Annotated in this window: 9 protein-coding genes and 1 pseudogene; 7 read left to right on the top strand and 3 right to left on the bottom strand. The window is 63.6% G+C overall.

What is annotated here, in order from left to right; all coding sequences use genetic code 11:
- Positions 1-473 (bottom strand): annotated as a pseudogene (locus tag VFW93_RS12570) (xanthine dehydrogenase molybdopterin binding subunit); the annotation flags it as partial.
- Positions 470-1,996: a xanthine dehydrogenase small subunit gene (xdhA, locus tag VFW93_RS12565; protein WP_329694334.1), complete on the bottom strand. Its 1,527-nt coding sequence runs from the start codon at positions 1,994-1,996 to the stop codon at positions 470-472. The gene xdhA and the pseudogene VFW93_RS12570, both read right to left, overlap by 4 nt.
- Before the next feature lie 146 nt (positions 1,997-2,142).
- Between xdhA and VFW93_RS12560 the strand changes: the two genes are divergently transcribed.
- The 7 genes from VFW93_RS12560 to VFW93_RS12530 all read left to right on the top strand — a co-directional run bounded on the left by VFW93_RS12560 (position 2,143) and on the right by VFW93_RS12530 (position 10,402).
- Positions 2,143-3,147 (top strand): LysR family transcriptional regulator, encoded by a 1,005-nt coding sequence (locus VFW93_RS12560; protein ID WP_329694333.1) that lies wholly within the window; start codon positions 2,143-2,145, stop codon positions 3,145-3,147.
- A 19-nt stretch (positions 3,148-3,166) separates the two neighbouring features.
- Positions 3,167-4,549, top strand: coding sequence for a guanine deaminase (gene guaD / locus VFW93_RS12555; protein WP_329694332.1), 1,383 nt, complete (start codon positions 3,167-3,169; stop codon positions 4,547-4,549).
- Positions 4,550-4,557: 8 nt separating this feature from the next.
- Entirely contained in the window at positions 4,558-6,093 is a 1,536-nt protein-coding gene (locus VFW93_RS12550; RefSeq protein WP_329694331.1) for an ABC transporter ATP-binding protein, read from the top strand.
- Complete coding sequence (locus VFW93_RS12545; RefSeq protein ID WP_329694330.1) at positions 6,080-7,141, top strand: ABC transporter permease; 1,062 nt, start codon at positions 6,080-6,082, stop codon at positions 7,139-7,141. The genes VFW93_RS12550 and VFW93_RS12545 overlap by 14 nt, the downstream gene beginning before the upstream one ends.
- Before the next feature lie 5 nt (positions 7,142-7,146).
- A complete protein-coding gene (locus tag VFW93_RS12540; protein ID WP_329694329.1) occupies positions 7,147-8,073 on the top strand; it encodes an ABC transporter permease in 927 nt (308 codons plus the stop codon).
- Between the two features lie 98 nt (positions 8,074-8,171).
- On the top strand, positions 8,172-9,326 hold the full coding sequence (locus tag VFW93_RS12535) for a BMP family ABC transporter substrate-binding protein (protein WP_414639668.1): 1,155 nt from the start codon (positions 8,172-8,174) through the stop codon (positions 9,324-9,326).
- 32 nt (positions 9,327-9,358) lie between these two features.
- The gene (locus tag VFW93_RS12530; protein WP_329694327.1) at positions 9,359-10,402 is read left to right on the top strand and encodes an adenosine deaminase; all 1,044 of its coding nucleotides are present in this window, start codon (positions 9,359-9,361) and stop codon (positions 10,400-10,402) included.
- Positions 10,403-11,050: 648 nt separating this feature from the next.
- Here VFW93_RS12530 and VFW93_RS12525 read toward each other — a convergent pair.
- Positions 11,051-11,483: class III extradiol ring-cleavage dioxygenase (locus tag VFW93_RS12525; protein ID WP_329694326.1), on the bottom strand; the 433-nt coding region annotated here is incomplete at its 5' end.

Genomic DNA, 11,483 nt, shown 5'->3' with positions numbered 1-11,483 from the left:
ACGACATAGCTTTGGGCCGCGTGCGCAGCCTCGGGCGTCAGCAGGGCTGGGAGTGCTTCGATCGTGGTGAAGTCCCGCGCCATCGCGGCCACACGGCGTGCCGTTTCTCGTTGCGCCGAGAGCACCACGAACATGGGTTGCCCGAGGTAATGCACCTCACCGTCTGCCAGGATGGGGTCATCGTGGACGATGGCGCCGCAGTCATTGACGCCAGGGATGTCGCGCGCGGTGAGCACGGCCACCACACCTGGTTGCGCTTTCAGGCCATCCACATCGATGGACAGCAGCCGACCATGCGCCACAGGCGACAGGCCCAGGGCCGCATGCAGCGTGCCGGCCAGCTCGGGCAGGTCATCGATGTAGGCGGCCTGACCGGCTACATGCAGGTGAGCGGATTCATGCGGCAAGGCGCGGCCCGCCGCAGTGGATGACGCAGTGGGCGAGGGCAGGAAGGCTTCGACGGTCTTGTTCATGCTGTTTGCGCAGGCCATACCTGCACCTCGTCGGCGCGCAGAGGGTTGTGTGGACGGGTTTCAAGCCAGAAACGTTCCAGCAGGTTGGCGGCGACCTTGATGCGGTAGTCCTTGCTGGCGCGCAGATCGGTCATGGGCTGGAAGTCCTGTGCCAGCGCAGCCTGTGCCTGGCGCAGGGTGGCTTCGGTCCAGGCTTGTCCAACCATGGCGGCTTCGGTGTGGCTGGCGCGGCGCGCGGTGGCCGCCATGCCACCCCAGGCCAGTCGTGCCTGCTTGATGGTGTCGCCTTCCAGCTGAATGAACAGGCCCGCGCAGACCGCCGAGATGTCGCTGTCGCGCCGCTTCGATATCTTGTAGGCCCGCAGGATCTCGCTCGCATCCTTGTTGACGATCGGAACGCGCACGGACTGGATGAACTCGCCGGGCTTCAAGGCGTTCTTCATGTAGTCCAGATAGAAGGCTGACAGCGGCATCTCGCGCGTGAACTGGCCGGCGCGCAGCACGAGTGTGGCGTCCAGCGCCAGCAGGATGGGGGCGCTGTCGCCGATGGGTGAGCCATTGGCCAGGTTGCCCACCAGAGTGCCGGCGTGTCGAACCGGAGGCGAGGCAAAGCGCAACCACAGTTCGCGCAACATGGGCATGTGTGCCGCCATGGTGGACCAGGCCTCTTCCAGCGTCACGGCTGCGCCGATGTCCAGCGTGTCGGGTTGGCTGTCTGGCTGGAGGATGCGCCGGAGTTCCGGTACCTGCCTCAGATAAATGATGTCGCCCAGCGCCTTGAACTGCTTGGTGACCCACAGGCCGACATCGGTGCTGCCGGCCAGCAAGCGCGCATCAGGCAGGGACAGCCGCAGGCTGGCGAGATCGCTCAAGGATGTCGGGGCGAAGAAACGGCTGCGCGTACGGCTGTCCGTCTGCGCGGGGCCTTCGTATTGCAGGCCATCTGGTGACTGGCGTTGCAGTGCTTCAAGCTGTTGCAGCCATGGCTCGGGCACAAACGGCTGGCGCGGGCTGTCAAACATCTTTTGCCCGGCGTCCAGGATGGGGCGGTAGCCCGTGCAGCGGCACAGATTGCCTGCCAGGGCATCGGCCAGTGCCGTGCGCGACGGGGCCTGTTCATGCGTCTGGTAGATGTCCCACAGCGACATCACGAAGCCCGGCGTGCAGAAACCGCACTGCGAACCATGGCAATCCACCATGGCTTGCTGGCAGGGATGGAGTTGATCCGTGCCTGCGGGCTGGAGGTCTTCCACGGTCAGCAAGGCCTTGCCATCGAGCGTGGGCAGGAACTGGATGCAGGCGTTGACGGTTTTCTGTTGCCACTGCCCGGTTTCAGGGTGGCGTTCTCCTACCACCACGGTGCAGGCGCCGCAGTCACCCTCGGCGCAGCCCTCCTTGGTGCCGGTGCAATGCGCCTGTTCGCGCAACCATTGCAGTACGGTGGTCGTGGGGGGGAGGTCCTTGACCTCCTGTATCTGCCCCTGGTGCACGAAGCGGATCGGGCGGGGGGCTGCGGTGCTCATGGTCGAGGCTCCTGAAGGCGTGGGTCAGTTGTGGGATGAGCTGTCCGCAAATGCCGTGGCCATGCGCTCACTCACCACAAAGAGGGTATATCCAGTGCTGGCGCCAGTCATACTATTTCGTGAATAGACACTATCAGAGTCGGTGTATGAATAAGAACACGCTTTTCGAGAAGATCGACCTCTCCCTCATCCGTGTCTTGCACACCGTGATCACCGAATGCAGTGTCTCGCGGGCGGCCATACGCCTGCAATCCAGCCAACCGGCCGTCAGTGCTCAACTCAGGCGCCTGCGTGAGTTGACCGGCGACCCTTTGCTGGTTCGCTGCGGGCAGAGCATGGCGCCCACTGATGTGGCCTTGAACCTGCTGGAGCCGGCGTCGGCCATCCTGCAACACGCGCAGAGCATGTTCGGGCACAACAACTCGGTGCGGGAGTTCGATCCGGCCACCACCAACCTGACGTTCAGGCTGGCCGCCACCGACTACCTCGATCCTTTCTTCCTGCCCGAGCTGACACTGCGGCTGCGTCGTCTGGCGCCCCATGTGCGCGTCGAGGTGGTGCAGTTGTCGGCCGATCTGGACTACCGCCGCAGCCTGGCGCGCGGCGAGGTGGACCTGGTCATCGGCAACTGGCTGGAGCCATCGGACGAGCTGCATCTGGGGCGCCTGATCAGCGACGAGGTGGTCTGCCTGGTGTCGGAAGATCACCCTGCCGCGCGCTTGCCCAAGGAAGGCAAGCGGGCCTGGTCCATCGAGCAGTACCTCTCGTGCGAGCATGTGGCGCCGCCAGCCTTGCACCCGGGCGCGCTGGGCATCATCGACGAGCATCTCGCTGCGCAGGGCCTGCGCCGCAACATCGTGGTCCGCAACCCCCACTTTGCGCAACTGCCCTATATGGTGGCGGGCTCCTTGCTGGTGCTCACGACAGGGCGCCGCTTCTGTGAGCGTTACGCGCAACAGTTGCGCGTGAAGATCGTGCGTTGCCCGGTGGCCTTCCCGCCGATGAACTACTATCAACTCTGGCATGACCTGACGCATCACTCCGCCGCCAGCCGCTGGTTGCGCGAGCAGGTGCGAGATGTTGTGCGCAGTCTGCAACTCGTTCGTCCCCCCACGCGCGCAGAGGCCCTGCCTGTGCGCAGTACCAGTTGACCGCGCGATCCCATCCTCCATGACCCACTCAGGCACAGATTCGTCCGCATCCGCTCCGGCTTCGGCATCGCCGTCGAGCATCGTTTCATCCGGGCGTCGCGTGCTGTGGGGCGATGTGCTCGACTTCACCGCAGACCCGGGATTCGCGCCGCCGAAGGAAGCGCCCGGTGTGCGCTGGCGACCCGATCATGTGGTGCTGATCGAGGAGGGGCGTATTGCCGCGGTACAGCCGCACGCGAAGGCCTTGCCCTCCGGCTGGCAGGACGTGCCCATGGAGGACCATCGCGGCCAGTTGATCATGCCGGGTTTCATCGATACCCATGTGCACTGCCCGCAGCTTGACGTGATCGCCAGCTTCGGGACGGAACTGCTGGATTGGCTCAATACCTACACCTTTCCCGCTGAGCGACGCTATGCGGATCCAGCCGTTTCACAGGCTGGTGCAGAGCGCTTTCTGCAGGCCTTGTGGGCACACGGCACGACCACGGCCGTGGTGTTCCCTACCGTGCACAAGGTCAGTGCGCATGCCTTGTTCGAGCAGGCTCACGCGCAGAACATGCGTCTGATCACCGGCAAGGTGCTGATGAACCGCCATGCGCCGGAAGGGCTGCGAGATGACGTTGACCAGGCCGAGCGTGACTGCGTGGACCTGATCGACCTGTGGCATGGCAAGGGCAGGCAGGCCTTTGCCGTGACGGTGCGTTTTGCACCCACCAGTACGCCCGAGCAGTTGATGATGGCCGGCCAGCTGTGCCAGACCTATGGCGGCACTTATATGCAGACCCATGTGGCCGAAAACCGCGATGAGGTGCGTTGGGTGGCGTCGCTGTTCCCGGATGCGCGCAGCTACCTGGATGTGTATGACCGCGATGGCCTGATCGGCGCGCGTGGCGTGCTGGCGCACGGCATCTGGCTGGACGACCGCGATCGCGCCGTGCTGCGCGAACGTGGCGCGCAGATTGCCCACAGCCCTTCGTCCAATCTTTTTCTGGGCAGCGGTCTGTTCGACTGGGCCCAGGCTCAGCAGGAGGGCGTCAATGTGAGCCTGGCCAGCGATGTGGGCGGTGGCACCAGCCTGTCCATGCTGCGCAACATGGCTGATGCCTACAAGATTCAGGCCCTGCAGGGCACGCGGCTGACCGCCTGGAAGGCCCTGTACACGGCCACGCTGGGCGCGGCCTGCCATCTGGGCCTGGACGATGAAATCGGGCAGGTGGAGCCCGGGCGCATGGCCGATCTGGCCATATGGGACTGGTCTGTGGGCCCTGTGGCCACGCACCGCGACGGCCTGGCACAGGCCTCGGGTGACCTGCACGAACGCGCCTTCGTCTGGATGACGCTGGGCGACGAGCGCAACCTGGCAGGCACGATGATTGCTGGTAAAACTGTATACAAAAAGTGAATCACAGCATGACCCCTCGTCTCGAATTGCGCGGCATCACCAAGCAGTACCCCGGCGTGCTCGCCAATGACGCGGTCAGCTTGAAGGTGCAGCCCGGCGAAATCCACGCGGTGCTGGGCGAAAACGGCGCCGGCAAGTCCACGCTCATGAAGATCATCTTTGGCTCGGTCAAGCCGGACGCGGGTGAGGTGTACTTCAATGGCGAGCGTGTCAGTGTCAAGTCACCCCATGAGGCACGCGAGCTTGGCATCAGCATGGTGTTCCAGCACTTCTCTCTGTTTGACACGCTCACGGCAGCCGAGAATGTCTGGCTGGGGTTGAACAAATCACTCAGCCTGGACGAGGTCACGCAGCGCATCCGCCAGGTTGCAGGCGAATACGGCCTCGATGTGGACCCGGATCGCCACGTGCACTCGTTGACGGTGGGCGAGCGGCAGCGCATCGAAATCGTGCGCGCCTTGATGACCAACCCGCAGTTGCTGATTCTGGATGAGCCCACTTCCGTGCTGGTGCCCCAGGCGGTGGAAAAACTGTTCGGCACCTTGCGCCACCTGGCCGATCGGGGCTGTGCGATCCTCTACATCAGCCACAAGCTCGACGAGATCCGTGCGCTGTGTCATCGCTGCACGGTGATGCGCGGCGGCAAGGTCACGGGCGAGGTCGATCCTCGGGAGGAGAGCAATGCCAGCCTGTCGCGCCTGATGATCGGCTCGGAGCCCGTGGAGCTGGAGCGCAAGGCGCCCATGCTGGGTGAGGTGGCACTGGCCGTCAAAGGCTTGAGCGTGCCCAGTGAAGATCCCTTCGGCATGTCGCTCAAGGACATCCACTTTGCCTTGTGTGCCGGCGAGATCCTGGGCATTGCCGGGGTGTCTGGCAATGGTCAGCAGGCCCTGATGGCCGTGCTCAGTGGCGAGGACCCTCGTGGCGCGCCGGGCAGCGTCACCCTGTTCGGGCACGACGTCACTCGTCAATCGCCCATGAAGCGGCGCAAGCTGGGGCTCAACAGCGTGCCAGAAGAGCGCCTGGGGCGCGGTGCGGTCCCCACCTTGTCTCTGGCCAAGAACACGCTGCTGACCCGCAAGGATGCGGTCGGCCCGGGCGGCTGGCTGCGCATGCAGGGCGTGATCGGCATGACCAACGAGCTGATCGACCGCTTCAAGGTCAAGGCGGCTGGCCCACACGCGCTGGCGCGCAGCCTGTCGGGGGGCAATTTGCAGAAATTCATCATGGGGCGCGAGATCGACGCCGAGCCTCGTGTGCTGTTGGTGTCCCAGCCCACCTGGGGTGTGGATGTGGGCGCGGCGGCGCAGATTCGTGGCGAGCTGCTCAAGCTGCGCGACGCGGGTTGCGCCATCCTGGTCGTGAGCGAGGAGTTGCACGAGTTGTTCGAGATCTGTGATCGCCTGATGGTGATGGAAAAGGGGCGCCTGTCACCCAGCGTGGCGGCGGCGGATGCCACGGTCGAGCGAATCGGTGAATGGATGAGCGGCCTGTGGGATCAGCATGATGCGGCCGGGCAGGGAGGTGCGCATGTTCAAGCTTGAGCCGCGCCCCGCACCATCGACCGCGTTGATGCTGGCCTCGCCCTTGCTGGCGCTGGCCATCACGGTGGCGGTGGGTGTGTGCCTGTTCATCGCCTTGGGCAAGGACCCTCTGGCCGGCTTGCAGATGTTCTTTGTGGAGCCGCTCAAGAGCACGTATGCCTTGTCCGAGCTGAGCGTCAAGGCCACGCCCCTGATCCTGATCGGGCTGGGGTTGGCGGTGTGCTTTCGGGCCAATATCTGGAACATCGGTGCCGAAGGGCAGTTCATCATGGGCGCCATCTTTGCGGGTGGCGTGGCCATGCGCGCCACGCCGGACAGTGGCGCGGGCCTGTGGGTGCTGGTGCTGGCTGCAGGCGCCCTGGGCGGCATGCTGTGGGCGGCCATCGTGGCCTTGTTGCGTGATCGCTTCAATGCCAGCGAGATCCTGTGCAGCCTGATGCTGGTCTATGTGGCCGAGATGGTCTTGAGTTACCTGGTCTACGGGCCCTGGAAAGACCCGCAGGGCTACAACTTCCCCCAGACCATCACCTTCCTGGAGGCCTCGCGTGTGCCCAAGCTGGTGTCGGGCTTGCGCATGAATGTCGGTATCTACATTGCAGCGGTGGCTGTGCTGGTGCTCACGGTGTTTCTGGCCCGTACCTATGCCGGCTTCCAGTTGCAGGTGGGCGGGCTGGCGCCGGCGGCCTCTCGTTATGCAGGCTTTTCGTCGCGCAGTGCCTTGTGGACGGCTTTGCTGCTGTCCGGGGGCATGGCGGGGCTGGCAGGCGGGCTGGATGCGGCCGGTCCACAGGGGCAACTCACGCCTTACATTCCCTTGGGCTACGGCTTCGGCGCCATCATCGTGGCCTTTGTCGGCCGCCTGCACCCGGTGGGCATCGTGTTTTCCGCGGTGCTGATGAGCATGTTCTACATCGGTGGCGAGCTGGCGCAGTCGCGTCTGGGCCTGCCCAAAGCCATCACGGGCGTGTTCCAGGGCTTGCTGCTGTTCGCCTTGCTGGCCTGTGACACCTTCATCCATCAACGTCTGCGCTGGGTGGCTGCCAAATGACTGGAATGACCGCTGACTCCCTGGCGCTGTTGATTGCCGCCACGCTCAATGCCGGCACCGTTGTGGCCCTGGCGGCGCTGGGCCTCTTGATCAACGAACGTGCCGGCGTGCTCAACCTGGGCGCCGAGGGCATGATGCTGGTGGCTGCCATCGCTGGCTACGCCACTTGTGTGCACACCGGCAGCGATGTGCTGGGCTTTGCGGCCGGGGCCCTGGCTGGTGCGGGCATGGCAGCCTTGTTCGGTGTGCTGGTGATCTGGCTCAATACCAACCAGTACGCCAGCGGGCTGGCCTTGAGTCTGTTTGGGGCGGGCTTGAGCGCTTTCGCAGGCATCCAGTACACGCAGCAGCGGCTGCCTGAGCGTGCGCACTTCGACGTCCCCTTTCTGTCTGACATCCCCTTTGTGGGTGCCGCCTTGTTCAAGCATCACCCACTGGTGTACGGCGCAGTGGCGCTCGCCATCGGGCTGAGTTGGTTCTTGCTGAAGTCTCGCGCCGGCCTGGTCTTGCGTGCCGTGGGAGAGTCTCCCGAATCGGCGCACGCACTGGGTTACCCCGTTCGCCGCATCCGCCTGCTGGCGGTGATGGTCGGTGGGGCCTTGTGTGGCCTGGCGGGTTCCTACATTTCGATGGTCTACACGCCCATGTGGGTCGAGGGCATGGTGGCGGGCAAAGGCTGGATCGCGCTGGCCTTGACCACGTTCGCCACCTGGCGGCCTGCACGCGTGTTGCTGGGGGCTTACCTTTTTGGCGGCGTCACCATGCTGCAGTTCCAGTTGCAAGGGCAGGGCGTGCAGATCCCCAGCCAGTGGCTGACGATGCTGCCTTATCTCTCGACCATCGTGGTGCTGGTGTTGATCTCGCGCAATCCGACGTGGATTCGCATCAACATGCCCGCGTCGCTCGGGAAACCCTTCCATCCTGGCGCTTGAGTTGGCATGATCGCGGCACGATCGTTGCTCCTGCTGTCCAGATCAAACCTTTGTTTTTCTGAGCTGTTTTCAACCCTGGAGATGACATGACTTCACCGATGTCCAAGCGTTCTTTGTTGAAGTTGGCGGGCTGGGCCACCCTGGCCGCTTCCGCTGCCCTGGTAGGCTGTGGCAAGAAGGAGGCTGCGGCCCCCGAGGCTGCTTCTGCCGCTTCCGAAGCCGCTTCGGCTGCTGCCGCACCTGCCGGCCCCCTGAAGATCGCGTTCGCGTATGTGGGCCCCGTGGGCGATGCGGGCTGGACCTACGCGCACAACGCGGGTCGCCTCGCTATCGAGAAGGAGTTTGGCGACAAGGTCAAGACCACCTTCGTCGAAAAAGTGCCTGAAGGCCCGGAAGCCGAGCGCGTGATCCGCGACCTGGTGGGGCAGGGCAACACCCTGATCTTCGGCACGACCTTTGGCTACATGGAGCCCATGCTCAAGGTGGCCGCCGACAGCAAGGACGTGAAGTTCGAGCACGCCACCGGCTACAAGACCGCGCCCAATATGCGCACCTACGACTCACGCACCTATGAAGGCGCGTACATGGCGGGTGTGATCGCAGGCGGCATGAGCAAGTCTGGCGTGATCGGCGTGGTGGGCTCGATCCCCATTCCTGAAGTGATCCGCAACATCAACACCTTCACGCTGGGTGCACAAAGCGTCAACCCCAAGATCAAGACCAAGGTGGTGTGGGTGAATGCCTGGTTTGATCCTCCCAAGGAAACCGAGGGGGCACAAAGCCTGATCAACCAGGGCGCTGACGTGCTGTTCCAGAACACCGATTCGCCTGCCGTGCTGCAGACCGCCGAGAAGGCTGGCAAGTACGCCTTCGGCTGGGATTCGGACATGTCCCAGTTCGGCCCCAAGGCTCACCTGGCATCCAGCATCATCAACTGGGGCCCCTACTACGTGAAGGCCACGAAGGATGCGCTGGAAGGCACGTGGCAGACTGGTGGCGTCTGGTGGGGTGTCAAGGAAGGCGCGATCGACATCGTGTCCATCTCCGACAAGGTGCCAGCTGATCTGAAGGCCAAGGTCGAGACGGTCAAGGCCGGCCTGAAGGACGGCAGCTTCGTGATCTGGAAGGGCCCTATCCTGGGTCAGGACGGCAAGGAAGTCGTGGCCAAGGACGCCGTGGCCGATGACAAGTTCCTGGGCGGCATCAACTTCTACGTCAAGGGCGTGGATGGTGCCGTGCCTTCCGGCAAGTAAGCCGTTGACGATGCACTGATCCAATTGACAAGATGACCCAAGCCCGTTTCGCCATTTCCAGGGACAAGCTGTCGGCACTGGTGCAAGCCATGCCCAAGGCCGAGTTGCACATGCACATCGAGGGCTCCCTGGAGCCTGAGTTGATCTTTGCACTGGCCCAGCGCAATGGCGTGAGCCTGAGCTATCCCAGTGTCGAGGCCCTGCGTGCGGCCTATGCGTTCACGGATCTCCAGAGCTTTCTGGACATCTATTACGCAGGGGCTTCGGTCCTGCTCAAGGAGCAGGACTTCCACGACATGGCCTGGGCCTATCTGCTCAGGGCCAAGGCCGACAACGTCGTCCATACGGAAATGTTCTTCGATCCTCAGACGCACACCGACCGTGGCGTGCCGTTCGAGGTGGTGATCAAGGGGCTGAAAAGCGCTTGCGATCGTGCGAAGGCGGAGCTGGGTGTCAGTGCATCGTTGATCATGTGCTTCCTGCGGCATCTGTCGGAGGAGGCGGCATTCAAGACGCTGGAAGAGGCCTTGCCCTTCCGGCAGCATTTCATCGGTGTGGGGCTGGACTCGAGCGAGCGAGGCCATCCACCCGAAAAGTTCGCCCGTGTCTTTGCCAAGTGCAAGGAACTGGGGCTGCATCTGGTGGCGCATGCGGGTGAAGAAGGCCCGCCTGCGTACATCATCAGCGCGCTGGATGTGCTGCATGTGGAGCGCATTGACCATGGCGTGCGCTGTGTGGAAGACGCGGCGCTGGTGCAGAGGCTGGCCAGCCAGGGTACGGCCTTGACGGTGTGCCCGCTGTCGAACGTCAAGTTGTGTGTGTTCAAGAAGATGGCCGATCACAACCTCAAGGCCTTGCTTCAGCAGGGCTTGAAGGCGACGGTCAATTCGGATGACCCGGCTTACTTCGGTGGCTACATGAACCAGAACTTCCTGGCTTGTTTTGCCGATCTGGATCTGGATGCGGACGATGCCTATACCCTGGCCCGCAACAGTTTTGAAGCGAGCTTTGTGGACGAGCAGATCAAGGCAGGCTGGATCGCGCAGCTGGATGCAACGTTTGCGCAGTTTGCTTGACATTGGTTTGATACTTCGCTGAGGCTGGGCGTTTGATTCGCCTGGCTTCGAGGGCTGTCAGAGCGTTGCTCTGATGGCCTTTTGGTTTTTGGGCCGGTTGTTTTTGTTCGTGCTTGTTGTTCGTGCGGACGTGGGGTGCAACGGGACGACGGCGGCAAGCGCCTGTTCCGCTCCTGACGCGGGCCACCACCGAGCGCGTGAGCCTTCACCTCGTCAACACGAGTCTGCCCATGCCACCAACCAGGACACCGCGAATGGTCGCTTCACAGTCGCTTGCCACCGCCATCCCGCGACATACCGGGGGGTGGCGCGAGGTGCTGTGCTGTGCTGTGTGGCGCGGGACCAGACACGGTGAAGGTCAGTGCGCAGTGAGCTGGTGCTGGCGGCTGTTGATCGTGCCAGGCCACGCCCGTGTCGGACCAGGTGAATTGGGTGGGCGGCTGAAGCGACCATTCGCGGTGTCCTGACTCGTGAACTGCCAGGCCGGTGATGACGAGGTGACCGTGGCGTGATGCGGTGGTGGCCCGCGTCAGGAGCGGAAGCCGCCCACCCGGTTCACCTGGTCATGCTCCCAGCAGAGCATGAAGACCACGCCACCAAGACGCACCAACAGCAGCGAAAACCAAGCGCGTTCTCACGCCCCCAAATTCACAAACCCAACTGCCGCGCCAAGGCCTCAACGCCAGGGCCAAAGCCATAGGCATCCAGCGCCAGATGCCCGTGCGTCACGCTGCTGTGCAGTCGCATCCCTTGAGCCGGTACAGATGCATCACCTTCAACTGCAGCGCCAGCTGCAAAGTAGAAAGGCAGCCAGTGCTCGTCTGTGGGGTGCATCTCACGAGCGTAGGGGGCTTGGGCGCGGTAGTCCAGCAAAGCTGGCCAGTCGGCCACCCTGGTCCGGTTGTCTACCCAGGCGCGAAACGCCGCGCAGTCCTCTTCTTCCGGGGCGTCAACCGGGCTGGGCGAGCCAAAAAAGCGCTGCAGGTTGTGCGTCAGGCTGCCTGATCCGATCACCAGGATGCCCTGCTTGCTCAGGCTGCGCAGCGCCCGGCCCAAGGCCAGCATGTCGGCGGGCTTCGTG

Origin of the sequence: Aquabacterium sp., assembly GCF_036279675.1 — a bacterium.
Taxonomy (GTDB): domain Bacteria; phylum Pseudomonadota; class Gammaproteobacteria; order Burkholderiales; family Burkholderiaceae_C; genus Aquabacterium.
This window is presented reverse-complemented; position numbering and strand designations above follow the sequence as displayed.

Excerpts from the sequence above, each read along its gene's own strand:
- xdhA (WP_329694334.1), bottom strand. The coding sequence starts at position 1,996 with ATGAGCACCGCAGCCCCCCGCCCGATCCGCTTCGTGCACCAGGGGCAG.
- VFW93_RS12560 (WP_329694333.1), top strand. The coding sequence starts at position 2,143 with ATGAATAAGAACACGCTTTTCGAGAAGATCGACCTCTCCCTCATCCGT.
- guaD (WP_329694332.1), top strand. The coding sequence starts at position 3,167 with ATGACCCACTCAGGCACAGATTCGTCCGCATCCGCTCCGGCTTCGGCA.
- VFW93_RS12550 (WP_329694331.1), top strand. The coding sequence starts at position 4,558 with ATGACCCCTCGTCTCGAATTGCGCGGCATCACCAAGCAGTACCCCGGC.
- VFW93_RS12545 (WP_329694330.1), top strand. The coding sequence starts at position 6,080 with ATGTTCAAGCTTGAGCCGCGCCCCGCACCATCGACCGCGTTGATGCTG.
- VFW93_RS12540 (WP_329694329.1), top strand. The coding sequence starts at position 7,147 with ATGACCGCTGACTCCCTGGCGCTGTTGATTGCCGCCACGCTCAATGCC.
- VFW93_RS12535 (WP_414639668.1), top strand. The coding sequence starts at position 8,172 with ATGTCCAAGCGTTCTTTGTTGAAGTTGGCGGGCTGGGCCACCCTGGCC.
- VFW93_RS12530 (WP_329694327.1), top strand. The coding sequence starts at position 9,359 with ATGACCCAAGCCCGTTTCGCCATTTCCAGGGACAAGCTGTCGGCACTG.